Genomic DNA, 19,003 nt, shown 5'->3' with positions numbered 1-19,003 from the left:
CCAGCTTACCGCAATCTCTTTTCATTCGGAACTCCTAGTGACTCCCTGCCGGAGCGAGAGCTCCAAGAGCCAGAGATCCTCCGCTCCCCGCGAGACTACGAGGGTGCCCGCAGGCGGGTTGCCGACGAAGGCAACCAAGCCGTCGGCCCCGAAGGAGACGGCGATCGGCGTTCGGCGATAGAATCGACCGTCCCAAACGTAGACGAAGTTGCCTTCGGCGGTCGCCAAAAGAGCGCTCCGCGGTATCGCCAGACGGGAAGCATCGGTCCCGAGCGGGGTCGAAAATTCAATCCAGGTGCCGACTGGGAACGCATTGGTTGGATCGGGAAACTCGATCAGGAGCTCTGCTTGGCCGGTAACCGAGACGAGCTCCCGATCGATCTGAAAGATTTTTCCCGTCTTTTCGGGCTCCGCAGCCGGGGACTGTCCTTTGTGGCGAAGGAGGACCGGATTTCCGACCTTGAGCTTATCGGCCGTTCGGGGATCGATGAAGACGGTGGCGTAAGCGTTCCCGGATCGGATCGAGCTGCTCGACTGCGCCCTTTCGGAGGCGCCGCGGTAAACCTGGGCGCTTCCGCTCAGTTGGGGAGCCAGACCGTGGATGACGACCGGCGTCGTTTCGATCCGCAGAGCTTTGCGGGTCACTTCACTGAGAAGGAGACCCTTTTCCGGAACGAGCTGCGGGAGCTCCTCGGCTTCCTTCTTCGCAGAGGAATTCTCCAAAACGATCTTCGGCTCTTGCAATATGGGCAGATTGGCCGCCCCCGCCTGATCTGCAGCCTTCCCCAAAGGGGCGAAGAAGGCCAGCCACGCGCCGAGGGCCCAGCCGAGGCGTTGCGGGGGAGTGAGGTGGAAGAGCATGTTCGAGGCGGCCTCAATTCCGGGCTCTCGTCTCAGACTTGCAACCGTCTCCGCGTTTGCGCGGCGAGGGGTCTTTGCCGTAAAGTCGTGTGGGTCATGGCCTCGAGCAGATCAGCGAGGAGCCGGAGTAGCTCCCGCAGTCAGATTTTCCAGGTTGAGCAGAGCCGTTTGCAGATCCAAAGCCGCCGTGTAGAGAGCTTGGGCGGAGTAGAGATACTGGCGCTGCATTTCGAGGAAGGTCTGCACCGGGATCGCTCCCAGTCGGTACTGTCGGTCGGCTAATTCGGCGGCGCGCTGAAGCCGGGGTATGACATCATGCGATTGCTCTCCGAGCTGCTTCCGAACCGTCTGATAGGTAGCATAGGCGGTGGCCACTGCGCTCTGGATGCTCCAGACGGCGGAGCCGTGCAGAGCTTCGGCCTGTCGCCGCTGCGCGTCGGCGGTCAGAATATTGCCCCGATTGTCGTTCCAGAACGGGAGACCGCTTGTGAAGACGATTCCCGGTCCCTGGTCGAAATTGGTTCCCTTCTCTCCGATCCAGAAGGGGCCGACTGAGAAATCGGGAAGTGCTGCGAGCTTCGCGGCATCGAGCGACTTGGCCGCACGGTCGATTTCGGTCTGCCGCATGAGCAGAGCATAGTTCCGGCTTTTTGCCTGCTCCTGCAGGACGGGGAGGGCGAGGGAAGGCGCCTCCGCCGGAGGAAAGATCGTGTCCGGGACGGGTGTGGCGGCCGGACGGGCACGAAGGGCGTTGATCTGCGCCTGAATGGCCCGCCGATTCTGCTCCAACTCCCGCGCCATCCTTTGCAAATCGACAAGGCTTCCTTCCAAGATGCGTAAATCGAGATAGCCTTGCACTCCGGCGGCGGGGCGCTTGCGGAGGAAGTCGACCAACCCCGCGGCCCTCTCCGAAACTTCCCGGGCGATCCTTGCGTTTGCCGTTCCGACTCCCAGACGATAGGCCAGGGTTCGGACTTGCATCGCCAGGCTCAAGCGAAACTGCTGGAGGCCGAGCTCGGCGACTCGGACATCCTTTTCCGCAATCGCCTTAGCCAGGGACATCTTCCCAGGAAAGAAGACCGGCTGGTAGATAGCGTATTCTTGCATCCAGCCGGTAGTCGTCCTGCCGCCCGTCGGCGTGCTGTACCAAGGACCGGCGAATCCTTCGATCTGCGGGTAGGGAATGATGCGTGCCTGGACCACCTGCCCTTTGGCGGCTGCGATCGCCCCCTCGTAATAGGCGATTTCCGGATTCCGTGCCAGGGCCTCGGCGACGAGAGAGTCGAGCGCAGTTTGCCGATCCTCGGCCGGCGCCGGTCCGCAGCTTGCGGCAAGGAGCAGAAAAGCGAGGGGGACCCGGACTCCCTTCATTTAGGGGAAACCCTTGGCTGGCAACTCCCCTCCCGTCAAGAAGAAGAGGTCGAGCCAGGCGAGCGCCGCGTCCATCCGGGCGGCGAGCGCGGTGCGGAAGGCGGAAAGATATTGTTGTTGGGCGGCGAGGAAGCGGTGGACGTCGATGGCTCCGATCCGGTATTGGCGCTCGGCGAGAGCGGCCGCTTCGCGGAGGGAGGCGATCAAGCTGGGCGGTTGGAGAGCGATCTGATTCCTTGCGCCCTCGTAGGCGGAGAGGCGGGCAAAGAGCAAACTTTCCACGTTCCGCTGAGCGGCCGGAAAGAGAGCCATCGCTTGCTCTTCCTGAGCCTTGGCGGTTGCGAGATTGCCGCTCTGGCCTGCCCAGGCTACACCCTCGATCCCGGGAATTTCCGCTTTACCGACCGGTAAGCCGACCGTGATCGTGAAACCGGGGCCGGCGTCGAAGTTTACCCCTTGGTAGGCCATCCAAAACGGTCCCATGGCCAGGTCGGGATAGCCGGCGAGTTCCGTCGCCTTGCGCTGGCGGCGAGAGCGCTCGATCAAGACGCGATGGATTCGCAGGAGGACGTTGTGTCCTTGGGCCTGCGCCAATAGGCGGTCGAGGGAGAGCGGCGGGAAGGATTCCCAAGGAAGCAGAAAGTCCGGGACGGGTGTCTCCGCCGGTCGGCCCAAATAGGCGTTGAGTTGAGCGACCAGCGTCCACCGGTTTTCTTCCAGCCAGCGGACCTCTTGCTGGAGACCGACGAGACTTCCTGACAAGATGTGGGCGTCGAGGTATCCGAGAATGCCCGTCTTTGGGCGCTTCTCCAAAAACTCGACGACGGAGGCGGTCCGCTCCTCCACTTCCCGCGCCGCCCCAACGCTTGCGACGGTGACGCCGATCTGCTGCGCAAGGGATCGCACGGCGACCTCGAGCGAAAGTCCGAACTCCTCGAAGAGCAGCTGTGCAAGGAGGACGTCGCGACGGGCGACGGCTTTCCGCAGCGAGACTTTTCCCGGGAAGTAAAAGGGTTGAAGAATCTCGAACTCCTGTTGGTATCCAAGCACGGTCTGACCGGCTCCCCCCCCGCTCAGGTAGGGTCCGACGAAGGCGATCAACTGGGGCTTGGGCAGCATCCCGATCTGGACGAACTGTCCTTCGGCGGCTTGGATCGCCGCCTCGTACGAGCGAAAATCGGGATTCTCGGCTCGAGCCTCGGCCACGAGGGCGCGCAGAATGTCCTCCTGCGGCGGCACCGCTCCGGAAGCCGCTCCAGGAAGCAGGAGCAAGAGCGAGCCGAGGGCCAAAGACTCCTGGATCCGCCGAAGGAAAGCTCTCTTTTGGTTCATGAAAAAGCGTTCCCAGCATCTATAGAGAGGAGGAAAAGCCGAGGGAAGGCTCTTTTGGCCGCGAGGGACGTCGGCTCCGGGCTTGCTTGACGCGCGCTTTTGCCGGCGGCTACAACGAAGAGGTGAGCTGTCGACTGGTTTTGCTGCGGCATGGCGAGAGCATCTGGAATCGAGAGAACCTTTTTACCGGTTGGGTGGATGTCGATCTTTCCGAGCGAGGAAAGGAGGAGGCGCTGCGGGCGGGGGAGCGCTTGCGGGAAGCCGGATTCCGATTTGACGAGGCCTACACTTCCGTCTTGAAGCGGTCGATTCGCACTCTCTGGATCGTGCTCGACGCTCTCGACCAGATGTGGATTCCGACCGTTTGTGCTTGGCAGCTCAACGAGCGCCACTACGGCGCTCTCCAAGGGCTCAACAAGAAGGAAATGGCGCGAAAGTACGGCGAGGAGCAGGTGTTGCTCTGGAGACGCTCCTACGATGTTCGTCCGCCGCAGCTTTCTCCGGACGATCCGGCCCATCCGCGGCACGATCCCCGCTACTCTTCCGTTCCCGCCGGTTCTCTACCGACGGGAGAGAGCCTAGAAGACACCCTGGCTCGTGTGATTCCCTATTGGAGGGGCGAGATCGCTCCTCGGATCCGGGCGGGGAAGCGGCTCATCGTGGCGGCTCATGGAAACAGCCTGCGGGCGCTGGTGAAGTATTTGGATGGGATGTCGGAGGAGGAGATCGTGAAGCTCAACATCCCCACCGGGATTCCCTTGCTCTACGAGCTCGACTCCGAGCTGCGCCCGATCGGCCGGCGCTACCTGGCTTCGGACGAAGAGGTAGCCCGCGCCGCGGCAAACGTCGTCGCGCAAGGGCAAGCCGGGTGAGCCGTGCGCCTCTCGTAAGGCTTCCGGAGGAGAAGATCCGATAAACCCCGTCCAACTCGAGATCTTCCGAGCCCTCTTCGTCTCCGTCGCGGAGGAGATGGGGTATGCTCTGCGCCGGACCGCCTTTTCCCCCAATATCCGGGAGCGGTGCGACTATTCCTGCGCCGTTTACGAAGCGGACGGCCGGCTGGCCGCCCAGGGAGATCACATGCCCGTCCATCTCGGCTCCATGCCGGTCGCCGTCCGGCGGGCGATTCAAGCGGTCCCAATGGGACCGGGAGACGTCGTGATTCTCAATGACCCTTATGAGGGCGGGACCCATCTTCCTGACCTAACGATGGTGTCTCCGGTTTATGAAAAGGGGCAACCAAGCGGGATGCCCCTCTTCTACGTCGCCAGCCGCGCCCATCATGCGGATATCGGCGGAATGACGGCGGGTTCCATGCCGCCGTCTTCGGACATCTTTCAGGAAGGCTTGCGCATCCCTGCGGTCAAGCTCGTGGAAAGCGGGAAGTGGAACGAGTCTCTGCTCCAAGTCATCCTGGCAAACGTGCGGACTCCGGGAGAGCGGGAGGGGGATTTGAGCGCCCAGCTCGCGGCGAATCGAACCGGCGAGGCGCGGCTCCAACAGATGCTCGGGCGGTATGGGAAAGAGCAGATGCAGAGGGCGGCCGAGTCCCTGATCGAGTATACGGAGCGGATGGTCCGCAAGCGGCTGTCGGACATCCCGGACGGTACCTACGAGGCCTTGGACTACTTGGATGACGACGGTTTTTCGGAAGAACCGATCCCGATTCGGGTGGCGATCCGAAAGAGGGGAGACGAAGCGCTCGTCGATTTCACCGGATCCGCCCGTCAGGTGCAAGGAAGCGTCAACGCGGTGTTGGCGATCGCTCTCTCCGCCGTCTCCTACGTCGTACGCTGCTTGTTGCGGGAGGACGTTCCAGCCAATGCGGGTTTACTCGCTCCGGTTCAGGTGGTTGCTCCATCGGGCTCGGTGGTCAACGCCCTCTTTCCGGCTGCGGTCGCCGCAGGGAATGTGGAGACCTCCCAGCGGCTGGTCGACGTGCTCCTCCGGGCTCTGAGCCAGGCATTGCCCGAAGCGATTCCCGCCGCATCCGGGGGAACGATGAATAACCTCACCCTTGGAGGGGTCGATCCCGATTCGGGTTCAGCCTTCGCCTATTATGAAACGATTGCCGGCGGTATGGGAGGCGGCCCCGCCGGAGAGGGAGATAGCGGCGTTCATACCCATATGACCAACTCGTGGAACACTCCGGTGGAGGCGTTGGAGCATGCGCTGCCGATCCGGATCGCCGCTTATCGGCTGCGACGAGGTTCCGGGGGGGCCGGAAGGCACCGGGGCGGAGACGGAATTATCCGAGAGATCGAGTTCTTGGCCGACATGGATGTCACCCTCCTCTCGGAGCGCCGGCGCTTTCCTCCTTACGGGTTGCAAGGCGGAGCCAATGGAAAATGTGGGGAGAATGTGCTGATCGACGAGGGCGGGGAGGCTTTTCTCCCTGGTAAGATCAGCTTCCGGGCGAGACGGGGCCAAATCCTCTCGATTCGAACTCCCGGAGGGGGCGGGTGGGGTCGGCCTTCTCCAATGGGGACCGGTTAACCGGCCTCTGCGGCTTGGCGCAGGGCGGCGAAAAAGGCCGCGAAGAGCAGCCGGTAACGCACCGGATCGCGTTCCGGATGGAACTGCACGCCGCGAACGAAGGGGTAGCCCGCGACGCGAACCTGCTCGACGATCCAATCGAGCCGGCACCAGGCCTCCGGAACCACCGAGGTCCCCAAGCGATCGAGCGCCTGGTGGTGGGAGCTGTTCACCGAGGAAAATCGGAGATCGACCCCTTTGGCATAGGTCAACGGCTGGGTGTGGGAATCTTCGAGGTTTTCATGGCCTGGCACGTCGAGATGGAGAGTGCCGCCCAAGGCGACGTTGAGGATTTGGATGCCGCGGCAGATGCCCAGGACCGGCAACCGTCGAGCCAGGGCCGAGCGCAGAGCGGAAAACTCCCACTGGTCGCGTTCCGGGTTCGGCCGGCGAATCTTCTCCGGGGCGTCGACCTCTTGCTGGAGGAAGGAGGCGGAGATGTCGGTGCCGCCGGTAAGGAGGAGCCCTTGCCAGCATTCCGGCGGAACCTCTTCGGTCCGAGCATTTCGGAGCAAGAAGCCCTCAGGTGCGAAGATTCGCCCAAAGAGCGCTTCGTCCTTGGACCGGATCCAGGAAGCGACGGCAAGCATAATTCCCTATAGCAAGAAAAGGACCGTTCGCGAGTCGGCGCTTCCGCGGAAGGAAAAAAAGGCGCTTTTGAGATCGCTCGAAATTCGAAAAGTCGGACAATGGCTCCAGCGACATGAAGTATTCCTGCCCAGCGGAAGGGATCTTCGTAATCCAGGAGCATTTCGCGCGGACCCATCACTTCGATTTCCGGCTGGAACGGAACGGGGTGCTCAAAAGCTGGGCTCTTCCGAAAGGGGTGCCGGAGGAGGAGGGCGTGCGCCGGCTCGCGGTCGAAGTCGAGGATCATCCGCTCTCCTACGCGGGATTTTCCGGAACCATTCCCCACGGGCAGTACGGGGCGGGCCAGGTTCGTGTCTGGGATCGGGGCAACTATCGGGCCGAAGAGTGGGAGCCCGATAAGATTACTTTTGAACTGCTGGGGAAGCGGATCTCCGGGAAGTTCGCCCTCATTCGTCTGAAGCGAGGGGATGGCCGGAACTGGATCCTCCTTCGGCGAAAGGAGTAGTATTGGTTCCCCACGGGTCGTCCGGCTTGTTCCTGGACCCGGGTTCCGCTACGCTTCCCCTCCGTTGTGGGCAATCCATCGATCGCGCCGGAAGGGGAGCAGGGGGCAAAACCGCTCGTCGGGTTTTTGGGGATGGCGACCGGAATCTTCGAATTCCTCGGTCGGACGGGGCGAGCCCGTCCGGTGGAGATCGCCGGCGGACTGGGATTGGATCTCGGATATGTGGGCGCCTTTTGCGAGGCCGGATTTGCCTTCGGGTATCTCGAGGAGGAAGGGGGATGCTTTTCCCTCGCAGGGGAGATCGATCGCGCTTCTTTTCTAGCGACTGCGATCGAGGCGGTCTTTGCTCCGTCGGTCACCCTGCGGCTGCTGCCGCTTTTCCGAACGGGGCATCGGCCGGGGCCGGGGGCCTTGATCGACCCCGAAATTCGTCCCTGGTTCGGAGAGTTCTTGGAGGGAAAGCACCGCTCGCTCTTCGAGGAAGCGATCTTCCCCGGTCTACCCCTCTTGGGAGAGCTGGCAGAGAGGGATGGTCTCATTCTCGATCTCGGCTGCGGGAACGGATGGCTTCTGCGCTGCTTGCTTTCCCGTTTTCCACGATGGCGCGGAATCGGCATCGACCGCGAGGCGAGCCGAATCGCCCAGGGGAGAGCGGCCGCCCGATCGGCCGGACTTTCCGATCGGCTCGAGTTGATCGAAGGGGACCTTCTTTCCTGGCACGGTCGGGAGGCGGCCGACCTGGTAGTCGTAAGCCGGGTTCTGCACCATCTCTGGCCTGAGCGGGAGGGGTTTTTCGCCCATCTCGATCGGATCGTGCGGAGAGATGGGACTCTTTTCCTTTGGGAACCGTGTTGGCCACAGCGGCTCGAATCCTTACGCGAGCCCTCCCGGCGAAACCTTGCTTTTCAGAACCTGCACGAGTATGCGCAAGGTGCCCGCCTCCTTTCTTCGGAGGAACTGGTCCGGGGGGTCGAGGAGGCGGGCTGGAAAACGTCGACCCGTTGGTTTGCCGGTGGGGCCGAGATGGTGGTGCTGGGCAAGAGAAAGGAAGCGGGATGGGGAGCTGGATGAAGGAGCTGGCGGAGCTTCACGCCAAACACGTGTTGACCCCGTGGTCGGTACAGAAGCGGGCCTCGGGCCCGATGATCGTGCGAGGCGAGGGGAGCTTTTTGTACGATTCCGAAGGGAACCGTTACCTCGACTTGAGCGCGGGCTTGGTCGCCGTCAACCTCGGCCATGGAAAGGAACAGGTGGTTCAGGCGATCCAGCAGCAGGCGGCGCGCCTCTGCTACGCCTCTCCGGCGTTTTTTCATGACCAGCGAGCGCTCTTGGCGCAAGGCCTGAGCCAGAGCGCGCCCTGGCCGGAGGGAGCCAGGACATTCTTTACGACGGGAGGCGCGGAAGCCAACGAGGATGCGATCAAGATGGCGCGGATGATCACCGGGCGCCAAAAGGTGTTGGCCTTCTATCGTTCCTTTCATGGATCCACTTCGGGTGCAGGGACGCTCACCGGGGAGTTTCGGCGCTTTGCCGGGGAGCCGGGGATTCCGGGAGTCGTTCATTTTTGGGGACCCTACCTTTACCGCAGCCCCTTCTTTTCGGAAAACGAAGCGGAGGAAAGCGATCGAGCCCTGCGCCATTTGGACCTTGTGCTCCTCCATGAAGATCCGACCCGGGTGGCGGCGATCGTTCTCGAGCCGGTCGTCGGCTCCAACGGAGTTTTGGTCCCGCCGAAGGGGTATCTTGCCCGCGTGCGTGAGCTTTGCAATCGCCACGGCATCTTGCTTGTCTTCGATGAGGTGATGACGGGATTCGGTCGCCTTGGCGCTTCCTTCGGCGCGATTCGGCTGGGCACCACCCCCGACATGATTACCTTCGCCAAAGGGGTGACGTCGGCCTACGTTCCGCTCGGAGGTGTGTTGGTGAGGGAAGGGCTCGCGGCAACCTTCGATGCGAAACCTCTCTGGTGCGGCCACACCTACTCCGGCCATCCCCTAGCGGTGGCGGCGGGAATGGGAGCTCTCATCGCCTATCGAGACGAGGGGCTCTTCGATCGTGCGCGCCTGATCGAAGAGTGGCTGTGGCGTGGACTACGGAACCTCGAAAAGGAGAGTCCGCTGATTGGAGAGGTCCGCGGGTTGGGGGCATTTTTCGGCCTTGAGTTGGTCCGTGATCGAGAGACGAGGGAGCCGCTTTCCCTTTGGCACAAGCCGCTTTCGCCGGAGATCCTCTGGCTGCAACAGCAGCTCCTCGGCCGTGGAGTCTATGCGTTTTTCAAACACAACGTGATGCTCATCGCTCCTCCGCTGACCATTACAGAAGAAGAGTTGCAGGACGGATTGGAGCAGCTGGGAGAAACCCTCCGACGGTTATGGGAAGAACCATCCTTCCACCTCGGACGGATTTGAGGCGCTCAGATCCGCGATGATCCGGTCGGCTCCTTGGAGCGAATCGGCGGGACGGGTTGTCGTCAAACCGACCACTTTCATTCCGGCGCGTTTTCCCGCTTCAACGCCGGCGGGCGCGTCTTCGAAGACGACGGAGCGCTGGGGAGGGATGCCCAAGCGGGCGGCGGCCAAAAGAAATACCTCGGGGTCGGGCTTGCCCCGGCTCACCTCTTCGGCGGCGACGATGGTTGCAAAGAAGGGCTGGAGGGCGAGCTTCTCGAGCACGAGCTCGATGTTCGCCCGGTGCGTCGAGGAGGCGATCGCCGCGGGAATCGAGCGAAGGGCCAACTCCCGGCACCAGGCGAGGACACCCGGGCAGAGCGCCACCCCTTCCTCTCCGACGATCCTTCGGAAGAGCGCCTCCTTCCGCAAGCTGAGCCGAAGAACCTCCTGCGGATCCTCGGTCCAATGGAGGATTTGGGGGATGATCCATTCGTTCTTCATCCCGAAAGTCTCGAGGAAGAATCCCGGGAAGAGAGGGAGCCCTTCCTCCCGGGCGAGCCGGCGCCAACTCTCCTCGTGCTGCCGCGAAGAGTCGACCAGCACCCCGTCCCAGTCAAAAATGGCGGCCCAACGAGACATTCGCAGGGAAGAATCGCTTATTTCCATAGAGCACCTGCCACGGAGAACCAGCCGGAAGTCTGGCGGTCAACCTTTTTCGCTTCCGCTCTCCCCGCTCCGGGCCGAAAGATCGGCTTTAGGCAATCCTCTTGAGCTGCTCGTGCCGGAGCCGCAAGCGGAGCACTCCCTTGCCGAGGCGGAGCTCCTCAAGGCGGAGAGCAGCGACGCCCCCCTTGTCCATGGGAAAGCTTTCTGGCGAGCTCGCCCCGAGGAGGGCGGCCAGATGCTCGGCGAGACTCGGCATATGCCCGACCAAGAGCAGTGTAGAATCCGTGGGCAGGGGCTTGAGCAGGCCGAGAAGCTCCGAGGTCGACCTCCCGTTCTCGAGCTCTTTCTGGATCTCCACTGAGAAGGAGCCCGAGAGCGTCTCGGCGGCGATTTCGGCGGTCTGCCGCGCTCGGATCAGGGGGCTGGACCAGAGAAAGTCGGGGCGCACACCCAACCGATGGAGGGCCTTCCCGGCAATCCGGGCTTCCTGGCGGCCTTCCTTTGTCAACTCGCGCGCGGTGTCGTTCGATGCTTCCCGAGCGGCCGTCGCATGGCGGAGAAAGTAGACGATCATGAGCAGAGACTACTCGACCGTGCGGCGGGACGAAAGATTCCACACCTTCGTTTCCCGTGGCGAGGGAAAGAGGAGTTTCTCGCTTGCCTAAGAACGAAATTGGCAGGCATCCTCGAGAGGGAGAATAGAAGCGGCAGAGGGAGGGTCAATCATGTCGGATCATGTCTATAAGGTCATCGATGTCGTCGGCACTTCGGACGTGAACATTCACGAGGCGGTGCGAAATGCGATCCACCGGGCGTCTAAGACGATCCACAACCTCCAATGGTTTGAAGTCAAGGACATCCGGGGAGCGATCCACAACGGGGAACCCCACTTCCAGGTAGAAGTGCGGATCGGCTTCCGGCTCGACGCGTAGAAAGGGTTCGGGAGACTTGCCGACGGGAAACCGTCTCTCTTTGCCCGCGGCGCGGGAAGGCTAGTAGACTCGGTAAGGGAGGAATTTTCCGCTCATTTCGATCTTGACCCGGTCCCCCTGGGGATCGGGCTCCCGGGCGATCCTCATGCGGAAGTCGATCGCGCTCATGATGCCGTCGCCGAATTCCTCATGGATGATCTCCTTGATCGCCATGCCGTAGACCGAAAGGATTTCGTAAAATCGGTAGAGGAGCGGATCGGTAGGAATGCCCGTCGGGAGCGAACCCTTGTAGGGGACGATCTGCAAGAGCGTCTCCGCCTCTCGGGGCAGATTCAGGAGCCCGCACAGGGCATGAGCCTGAGCGGCGGTCAGTGCCATCTGGCCGAGGCAGGCCGCTGCGGCCCACTCCTTGCTCACGCCGAGAGTTCGGGCGATTGCGTCCCACGAGAGCCCCTTGCGGATTTTCTCCGCGAGGATGCGTTGCGTCAGATCCGATCTACTCACAAACCCCTTTTTCGATGCGAGGAGGCTTTGAACGGCGATGAACCAATGCGCGTCTCGAAACCTGCGCTCGAGAGGACTCGAACCTCCACGGGTTTCCCCACAAGCACCTCAAGCTTGCGCGTCTGCCGGTTCCGCCACGAGCGCATGTTTCCGACGTAAGGGAGACTTTACTTTCGGTACAAACCGCCGCGCAATCAAAAAGGCGGAGGGGTCGAAATCGCCTCGGAATCGGATCCATTCCATTGTCACGGTCGGAAGGCCTTGCTAAGAGAAGGCCTATGAGGAGAGAAGGCGTCGTGGGTGTTGTTTTCCGACTATCGTTCGGATGGAGCCTCGCGGTTTTCGTCGCGGCGGCGTGGCTCGCTTCGGGAAGGTGCAGCCAAGCGGCTACCGCCTATGTGAGCTCGGAGCCTGTCGGGATCATCGCGATCGACTTGGAAAAGATGACCGTAATGCGTCGCTTCCCGCTCCGGAAGTCGAGCCCTCGAGGAATCGGGGTCAGCAGAGACGGTCAATATGTGGTAACCGCTGACAAGCTCAGTGAGGATGTTGCGGTGGTCGATCGAAAGACCGGGCACGTCCTTCGACGGATTCCAATCGGTCCCAAGCCCGAGTTCCTTAAGTTCAGCCTTGATGGACGCCGGTTTTTCGTCGCCCACGAGCCGTCGTCGCAGGGAGCTCCGTCGAAGGGAGCGGAAGGTGCTCTCGAAAAAGCAGCCCAAGCGGATGGCGCAGAAAAGACGCCTGCGCGGATCGTCGAAATCCATGTCGAGAGCTGGCAAGTCGTACGAAGCTTCCCCGCGAGTCTCGACACCGAAGGAATCGAGCTTTCCGCTGACGGGAAGGAGCTCCTCTGCGCGAACGAATCGGAAGACTCGTTGCGGGTCTATGACCTGGAAGCGGGCGGGGAGGTTCGCCGCATCGATCTCCGCCCGTACGGCAGTCGTCCGCGCGGGGTCAAGCGCTCTCCCGATGGGAAGGAATACCTCGTCTCGTTGGAGAATTCCGGAAAGATCGTCGTGCTCGATGCGGGGCTCAACTACGTCGCTTCGGTAGCGACCGGAGCGGGGCCGTACGGCATCTCCTTCGATCCAGGCGGCAAGCATTTCCTCGTGGCCGCCTCCCGAGCCAAAAAGCTGCAGGTCTTCGACGCTCGGAGCCGAAAGCTCCTCAAAGAGATGGCGGTCGGGGAGCGGTGTTGGCATTTTACCTTTACCCCCGAGGGAGATCGGATCCTTGCGGCCTGCGGACGCTCGAACGAGGTGCTGGTCTTCGACGCCCGGAGTTATCGCCTCCTGAAGATCCTTCCTGGGATCCCGCTGCCTTGGGGGATCGTGACCTACCCTCGTGCGTACGGGAGTCTCGATCTTCCGTAAAGAGCGCGGAGGAGGGAGCGGCTTTCTATCGATACCAGGCTTTCCACTCCACATGGAGAGTGGTGTACCCTTCGGGCGCGTAGATCTGCCGGAAGTGCCACCAGACCGTGCTCCCTTCTACCCGATAGCCGGCTGGAAGAACGCGGAGAACCTGGTTCTGGAGAAATTCCCGAAAAGTTGGGGGAGGGTCCCCGCCCATTCCGAAGGCGGGTGTCTGGCGAAAAGCCGTGTACATCTTGCCGAGATCGACCACGATCCAGTAGTCGTCGATCGGCGGGCGCCAATTAGCCCACTCGATCCAATCCTCAAAAAAATCGATCTTTTGCGCCGGGTCGCGCGGAAGGACCCGTTGGAGCGCATCGGTGCGGACCTCAATTTCCCGCCCGGCTGGAAATTGCAGGAAATCCCAGTAACGGTTCCCAAATTTCTGTACGGGGACCGGACGTCCGTCGATCGAGTCCCGATACTCGAGATACGGTTGTTGCGGAAGCTCGTCATGGTAGAATCCGTTGACGAAAGAGGGGCCGAAATTGCGAAAGCGAGTGACGAAAATCTCCCGTAGGCGCGGCTCCTTCCGTCCGCTTTGGTCTGTCGAGGCGAGGAAAAGAGTGTAATATTTTCGGACGGAAACGAGCTGAATCAACTGTGACGCCGCGGTCGGCGGGGCGGAAAGGGAGGCGAGGACCAAGGCGAGGAATGCCGAGCCGGCCCCGAGGATCGAAAGGGCGCATCGTCTCGATGCGAGCCCCACCGGAAGGAACGAGGCGGCTGCAAAGAGAGGCGGGATGCCCGTTGGGGAAACGTGCCTTTCCACCCGCCTCATGCCGCCGCCTCGGTCGCTCTGCCGCTACCAGTTCCGAAGCTTGGGATCGCCGTGGTAGATGGAGCGGACAAACGCGAGCACCTTCCAGATCTCGTCATCGCTCATCACGCTGCCGAAAGGCGGCATGGGAGCCACGACGTTTTCGCGCCCGATGCGTGTATATCCCTTCTTTTGGAGCTCGACGCTCCCATACTTGATCAGCTCGAAGAGTGTCTTGTCGTCGCTGCCGTAGACCCACGTATCGTTGATCACCGGAGGACACATGCCTCCTCCCCCCATGCCGCCGTGGCATCCATTGCAACTCCGGCTAAACCAGAGCTTCTTCCCCTCGGCGATGGCTTGCGGGTTGTCGGTGTAGGGATTTTTGAGGGCTCCCCCGGCGGCTCCGGAAGGTTGTGGTCCCGACGGGGTGGGAGCCGTTTGGGACGGGGCGGCGGGCTGCTGCGCTGCCGCAGCGGTGAGCCAGAGGCCGGCCAAGGCCGGCAGCAGATAGCGTGTCCAAGACGTAGTGCGTTTTCCTCTCTTCATGATCTCCGGTGGTTGTCGCGCCTCCCGATCGGCCCAAGCTTACTGGGCGGGAGGCGGAGTCTTTCTTGCAGGGCCCCTCGCATTTTCCAAAAGGGAAGCGAGCGATTGATAGCCCCTTTCCTGCGCGAGGGCCAGCGCCGTTTTTCCTTCCCGGTTCCGTTGGTCGGGACGAGCGCCCGCGCGCAGAAGCAGTTCGACGATCGGTAATCGATTCCGCGAAACAGCCAGCATCAAGGGTGTGATTCCCGCGGGATTCGAGGCGTTGGGATCGGCACCTTTTTCGAGGAGCATGTGGACGACGGCGTCGGAGCCGGAAGTCGCCGCAAACATCAGAGGAGTGTAGCCCCCCGCACCGCTCTTCGCGTTCACGGGGACTCCGTGCGAAAGAAGGATCTCGACGAGTTCAGGATCGGAACCGCTCGCCGCCAGCGAGAGGGGGGACCATCCATCCTTGGCGGCCATGCTGCCGTTGGCACCATGTTCGAGGAGAAGGCGGACGAAATCTCGGTTATCCTTCCAGACCGAGAAGAGGAGCGGAGTCCAGCCCTCGTTATCGGCGAGGTTGGGATTGGCGCCTTTTTCCAGCAGGAGTCGGGCCATCGGCCAGCGATCCATGCGAATGGCGTTTAGGAGCGGAGTAAAGCCTAGAGAGTCCCTTTCGTTGACGGACTTGGGATCCTTTGCCAGGAACTTTTCCGCCGCCGCGAGATCATCCGCGGTCACACAAGCCTGTAAGGAGTCGTGTTCCGCCGCCGCGGTTTGCGGAGGAGGAGAGGGCGGGGGCAGGGGCTTGTAACCACCTTGATGGGCGGGAAGATCGCCATCGACGATGCATTCAGGACAGTGGACGAGGGGCACGCCATATTCCACGAGAATCTGCTTGATCTCGGCTTTGTGCTCCTCCATCGCCCGGTTGAGCTCATCCCGGAGGGCCTGGTTTCCTTTGGGAACAGCCAGAGACATGGCGTATTCCAAGGGGACGGTCTGCTCCATCGTGTTGAGAGGGAGGATATCGAGCGGTGCCTTTTCCTTGGCGACATAGTAGCCGGCCAAAGGACCCCAGATCGCGCAGGCGTCGAGCGTTCCCCGGATCACCTGCTCGACCTGTTCTGCCGGATGTTCCTCCGGATGGACGCGAGAGTCATAAAAGATGTAGTGGACGACGGTGTTGTGCTGGATGCCATGGTTCCGGAGCGCGTCGCGCGCGGCTGAGGCCTGGAAGACGCCGATGCGCAGATTCTTGAGGATAGGATCGTCGAGCGACTGGATATGGAGGTTCCGATCCTTCCGCGTGACGAGGACAAAGGTCGATTTGTAGTAGGGCTTGGTGGGGAGAGCCAACTCGAAATCGGGCGGCATGTCGAAGAGCACGTCGCATCGATTGGCGTTGAGCGTGGTTCGTACGAGCCCCCTTTCATAGTAGGTGTACCAGAAGTATTCGAGGTTTTTGCCCATCGACCGGGCGAGAAGCTCGGAGATCTTATTCTGAAAGCCCTCGCCCCGCATGTTGGAGAGGGGCATGTTTCCCGGATCGCCGCAGACCCGCAAGGGAAGCTCGGAGGGTTGGGCCAAGCCGAGCGAGCAGAAAAAAAAGAAAAGGAAGAGGGCGGACCAACCCTCGTGGACCAGTCCGCCCTTTCCCGTTAGACGCATGGAGCTAACCGATTCGTCGGCTTACTGCACGCAGAACGTGTAGACCGTGCCGCCCATCGGTATGTTGTAGAAGCCATTCTCCGCGGCCATCCCCGAGCATCCGAGCGCCCCGTAGGGATCCGACGGATCGAGGCCCGCAGTGACCGGAAGACCGATCCAGCCGCCGATACCGGTGAGAATCGAAACATACTGCTTGCCGTTGACCTCGTAAGAGATCGGGTTGCCGATGATTCCGGAGTTGAGCTTCTGCTGCCAGAGGATCTTTCCGGTTTTCCGATCGACCGCTCGGAACCAGCCGTCGAGGGTGCCGTAGAAGGCCAGACCACCATCGGTCACGAGAGCGCCAGACCAGGTGGGGAAGCGCTCCGGGATATCCCAGCGCGCCTTGCCGGTGACGACGTCGAAGGCCTTGAAGCGCCCGAGGACTCCGGGCTTTTCGGCCTTCATCAGCACGTTGGCGAAGACGTAAACGCTGCCCTGGTTGGTGTGTGCGCGCTCCTGAGGCTCCAAGGTCATGCCCCAATTGTTGGTCGGGGCGTAGAAGACATTGGCTTCCTTCGGGTCAACCGCAACCGGCTGCTGGTCCTTGCCTCCTTGCGCCGAGGGGTAGGCCTGAACAGCCTTGCCCACCTCGAACGGCGAGTGCTCCTTCACCTTGACCGGACGGCCGGTCTTGAAGTCGATCTTCTCGGCCCAGTTGACGGTCACGAACTTGTTGGCACGAATGAGCGTGCCATCCGTTCGATTGAGGACGTAACAGAAGCCATTGCGGTCGAAGTGGACCAAGCAGGGCTTCTTGGCTCCATCGACGTTGATGTCGACCAGCACATCCTCGTTGATGCCGTCGTAGTCCCATTGATCGAACGGGGTCATCTGGTAGCCCCAAACCGCTTCACCGGTATCGGGCTTGCGGGCAAAGATGGTCATCGACCATTTGTTGTCCCACTTCCAAGGCTCGTTCGCTTCCTCATGGGTCTTGGCCTCGGTCCGGTAGCTCGGGCTCCAGAGACCGGGATTGCCCGTGTTGTAGTAGACCAAGTCGAGCTTCGGGTCGTAGCTATACCATCCCCAGGCGCATCCGCCGCCCCGTTTCCACTCTTCGTCGGGGTAGGTCTTGACGCCGAGATCCTGGCCGGCCTGCCCATACTCGGGATGCTTGCTGTTGAAGTCGGGGCCGAGCAGGACATCGGAGTCGGGTCCGTTGCTGTACGCCTGCCAGACCATCTTGCCCGAATTCAGATCGAAAGCGGCAAAACGTCCGCGGGCACCGAACTCATCCCCACCATATCCGGTGAAGACCTTGTCCTTGGCGATGATCGGAGCGGGAGTGCTCGTCTCCCCCTTGTTCACGTCCGCGAACTTGGTCTTCCAGAGCTCCTTGCCGGTGTTGGCATCCAAGCAGACGACGTAGCCGTCCAGGGTGTTGAAGACGATCTTGCCGTCGGCATAGGAAGCCCCGCGATTCACAGTATCGCAACAAGCGGTCGAGACCGCTTTGTCGTCCTGTCGCGGGACATACTTCCAAAGCACCTCATAGGCCCCTTTGGAGAGATCGAGCGCCCAGACGATGTTGGGATACGAGCTTACGACGTACATGCGGTCGCCGATGACGAGCGGCTGACCTTCATGGCCGCGAAGAGTCCCTGTCGAGAACGACCAAGCCATGTGGAGGCTTTTGACGTTCTGGGTGTTGATCTGCTTGAGAGTGCTGTGACGGGTGTTGGCGTAGTCTTTTCCTGGAGCCGCCCAGTTCTTGGGATTTTCCGTGAGTTTTAAGACATCATCGTTGGAATAAGCCGACGGAATCACCGCCGCGGTACCGACCGTCAATGCCAGGAGCATCCCGGCAGAGAGCTTCTTCCTGCTTTTTGGGAACCTCATGTAAGTTAACCTCCTCCGTTTGGGGTACTAGAGTCTTGCCGCAGGGGCATTTCTCCACAAACTGCAAGGGACGCAATAGCTTCTTTGCGGGGCACGGTCAAGCCCAAAAAAACCGGGAAATCGCGATTCCACAGAGCGCGAGAACGTTGCCAGATTGGCTCCGTGCCTTTCGCGGAGCAATTCGGAACCCGTCTTCAGAAACAAACTGCCGCAGAGAGCAAATCATCCCGCGGCGATGCCGTACTTTTCCATTCGATAGCGCAAAATGTCCCGGGTCATGCCAAGAAGCCGAGCGGCTTGGGAGATGTTCTGACCCGAGGATTCCAGGGCTTGTTGGAGCAGCCGCTTTTCGATCTCCGCGGACGAGAGTCCTTCGCGGAGGAGCGTGCGGATGGCCTCATCCGGGTTGCCGGAGGCTTCCGGGGAACGCATCGTAGGCCGTCCCGGCCAGGCGAAGTCGACGGCGCTCAAGTTTTCCGTTCGACACCAGAGCACAGCCTGCTCGATGGCGTGCGAGAGCTCCCGCACGTTTCCTGGCCACGGGTAATCTTGGAGAGCGGCTAGCGCCTCCGGGGTGAGCTTCTTCGCCGGCTTTCCGTAGCGGGTCCCGTGCAGGCGAAGGAAATGTTCCGCGAGGAGCGGAATGTCCCCCGCTCTCTCCCGGAGGGGGGGGAGATCCAAATGGACGACTCGAAGCCGATAGTAGAGATCCGCGCGAAATTTGCCTTCCCGAATCAGGGTCTCCAGGTTCCGGTTGGTCGCCGCGAGCAGCCACGGATCGACTTTCCGATCGCGGACGCTTCCGAGTCGCCGCACGGTTTTTCGCTCGATCGCCGTCAACAGCTTTCCTTGGAGGGAGAGGGGAAGATCTCCGATCTCATCGAGGAAGAGAGTACCTTTATCGGCCGCTTCCATGAGACCGAGCTTTGCCCCATGGGCTCCGGTAAAGGCCCCCCGTTCGTAGCCGAAGAGCTCGCTTTCCACGAGCGTTTCCGGCAAGGCCACGCAGTTGATGGCGAGAAACGGTCCGCCGCGGCGGGCGCTCCTCTGGTGGA

18 protein-coding genes, 1 tRNA gene and 1 pseudogene are annotated in these 19,003 nt (G+C 61.6%); 7 read left to right on the top strand and 13 right to left on the bottom strand.

Annotation, left to right across the window (positions count from 1 at the left end):
* Positions 1 to 21 precede the first annotated feature (21 nt).
* The 3 genes from FN369_RS05135 to FN369_RS05125 form a co-directional block, all read right to left on the bottom strand.
* On the bottom strand, positions 22 to 861 hold the full coding sequence (locus FN369_RS05135; protein ID WP_142525123.1) for an efflux RND transporter periplasmic adaptor subunit: 840 nt from the start codon (positions 859 to 861) through the stop codon (positions 22 to 24).
* Between the two features lie 111 nt (positions 862 to 972).
* Positions 973 to 2,232 (bottom strand): TolC family protein, encoded by a 1,260-nt coding sequence (locus FN369_RS05130; protein ID WP_142525122.1) that lies wholly within the window; start codon positions 2,230 to 2,232, stop codon positions 973 to 975.
* Positions 2,233 to 3,564: a TolC family protein gene (locus tag FN369_RS05125; RefSeq protein ID WP_142525121.1), complete on the bottom strand. Its 1,332-nt coding sequence runs from the start codon at positions 3,562 to 3,564 to the stop codon at positions 2,233 to 2,235.
* A 122-nt stretch (positions 3,565 to 3,686) separates the two neighbouring features.
* Here FN369_RS05125 and gpmA point away from each other — a divergent pair, with 122 nt between their 5' ends.
* Both gpmA and FN369_RS05115 read left to right on the top strand, forming a co-directional pair.
* Positions 3,687 to 4,436, top strand: coding sequence for a 2,3-diphosphoglycerate-dependent phosphoglycerate mutase (gene gpmA / locus FN369_RS05120; RefSeq protein WP_142525120.1), 750 nt, complete (start codon positions 3,687 to 3,689; stop codon positions 4,434 to 4,436).
* Between the two features lie 40 nt (positions 4,437 to 4,476).
* A complete protein-coding gene (locus FN369_RS05115) occupies positions 4,477 to 6,060 on the top strand; it encodes a hydantoinase B/oxoprolinase family protein (protein ID WP_142525119.1) in 1,584 nt (527 codons plus the stop codon).
* Here the strand turns inward: FN369_RS05115 and FN369_RS05110 are convergent.
* Positions 6,057 to 6,689, bottom strand: a complete 633-nt coding sequence (locus tag FN369_RS05110; protein WP_142525118.1) for a gamma-glutamyl-gamma-aminobutyrate hydrolase family protein — start codon at positions 6,687 to 6,689, stop codon at positions 6,057 to 6,059. The genes FN369_RS05115 and FN369_RS05110 overlap by 4 nt on opposite strands.
* Before the next feature lie 92 nt (positions 6,690 to 6,781).
* On the opposite strand from FN369_RS05110, the pseudogene FN369_RS05105 reads away from it, so the two are divergent.
* The 3 genes and pseudogenes from FN369_RS05105 to FN369_RS05095 all read left to right on the top strand — a co-directional run.
* A pseudogene (locus tag FN369_RS05105) lies at positions 6,782 to 7,195 on the top strand (DNA polymerase ligase N-terminal domain-containing protein); the annotation flags it as partial.
* 66 nt (positions 7,196 to 7,261) lie between these two features.
* Positions 7,262 to 8,266: a class I SAM-dependent methyltransferase gene (locus FN369_RS05100; protein ID WP_142525116.1), complete on the top strand. Its 1,005-nt coding sequence runs from the start codon at positions 7,262 to 7,264 to the stop codon at positions 8,264 to 8,266.
* Positions 8,251 to 9,603, top strand: coding sequence for an aminotransferase class III-fold pyridoxal phosphate-dependent enzyme (locus FN369_RS05095; protein ID WP_142525115.1), 1,353 nt, complete (start codon positions 8,251 to 8,253; stop codon positions 9,601 to 9,603). Before FN369_RS05100 ends, FN369_RS05095 begins: the two co-directional genes overlap by 16 nt.
* Here the strand turns inward: FN369_RS05095 and FN369_RS05090 are convergent.
* Positions 9,565 to 10,224, bottom strand: a complete 660-nt coding sequence (locus FN369_RS05090; protein ID WP_246189566.1) for an HAD family hydrolase — start codon at positions 10,222 to 10,224, stop codon at positions 9,565 to 9,567. The two genes, FN369_RS05095 and FN369_RS05090, sit on opposite strands and share 39 nt — an antisense overlap.
* Positions 10,225 to 10,339: 115 nt before the next feature.
* The gene (gene sixA / locus FN369_RS05085; RefSeq protein ID WP_142525113.1) at positions 10,340 to 10,825 is read right to left on the bottom strand and encodes a phosphohistidine phosphatase SixA; all 486 of its coding nucleotides are present in this window, start codon (positions 10,823 to 10,825) and stop codon (positions 10,340 to 10,342) included.
* 151 nt (positions 10,826 to 10,976) lie between these two features.
* Here sixA and FN369_RS05080 point away from each other — a divergent pair, with 151 nt between their 5' ends.
* Entirely contained in the window at positions 10,977 to 11,183 is a 207-nt protein-coding gene (locus FN369_RS05080) for a dodecin (protein WP_142525112.1), read from the top strand.
* 60 nt (positions 11,184 to 11,243) lie between these two features.
* Here FN369_RS05080 and cynS read toward each other — a convergent pair whose 3' ends face one another.
* On the bottom strand, positions 11,244 to 11,687 hold the full coding sequence (gene cynS / locus FN369_RS05075; RefSeq protein ID WP_142525111.1) for a cyanase: 444 nt from the start codon (positions 11,685 to 11,687) through the stop codon (positions 11,244 to 11,246).
* Positions 11,688 to 11,749: 62 nt separating this feature from the next.
* Positions 11,750 to 11,831 (bottom strand) — tRNA-Leu (locus FN369_RS05070).
* 134 nt (positions 11,832 to 11,965) lie between these two features.
* Between FN369_RS05070 and FN369_RS05065 the strand changes: the two genes are divergently transcribed.
* Entirely contained in the window at positions 11,966 to 13,063 is a 1,098-nt protein-coding gene (locus FN369_RS05065; protein ID WP_142525110.1) for a beta-propeller fold lactonase family protein, read from the top strand.
* 25 nt (positions 13,064 to 13,088) lie between these two features.
* On the opposite strand, the gene FN369_RS05060 is transcribed toward FN369_RS05065, so the two are convergent.
* The 5 genes from FN369_RS05060 to FN369_RS05040 form a co-directional block, all read right to left on the bottom strand.
* Entirely contained in the window at positions 13,089 to 13,886 is a 798-nt protein-coding gene (locus FN369_RS05060; RefSeq protein ID WP_142525109.1) for a hypothetical protein, read from the bottom strand.
* A 24-nt stretch (positions 13,887 to 13,910) separates the two neighbouring features.
* On the bottom strand, positions 13,911 to 14,414 hold the full coding sequence (locus FN369_RS11495) for a c-type cytochrome (protein ID WP_246189565.1): 504 nt from the start codon (positions 14,412 to 14,414) through the stop codon (positions 13,911 to 13,913).
* Between the two features lie 39 nt (positions 14,415 to 14,453).
* On the bottom strand, positions 14,454 to 16,067 hold the full coding sequence (locus FN369_RS05050) for a quinoprotein dehydrogenase-associated putative ABC transporter substrate-binding protein (protein WP_142525108.1): 1,614 nt from the start codon (positions 16,065 to 16,067) through the stop codon (positions 14,454 to 14,456).
* A 21-nt stretch (positions 16,068 to 16,088) separates the two neighbouring features.
* Positions 16,089 to 17,948, bottom strand: coding sequence for a methanol/ethanol family PQQ-dependent dehydrogenase (locus FN369_RS05045; protein WP_142525107.1), 1,860 nt, complete (start codon positions 17,946 to 17,948; stop codon positions 16,089 to 16,091).
* Between the two features lie 222 nt (positions 17,949 to 18,170).
* The coding region (locus tag FN369_RS05040; RefSeq protein ID WP_142525106.1) for a sigma-54 interaction domain-containing protein at positions 18,171 to 19,003 on the bottom strand (833 nt) is incomplete at its 5' end.

It is taken from the genome of Methylacidimicrobium cyclopophantes, from assembly GCF_902143385.2.
Lineage (GTDB): Bacteria > Verrucomicrobiota > Verrucomicrobiia > Methylacidiphilales > Methylacidiphilaceae > Methylacidimicrobium > Methylacidimicrobium cyclopophantes.
Note: the sequence above shows the minus strand (reverse complement) of the source record. Positions and strands in the feature narration are given on the sequence as shown.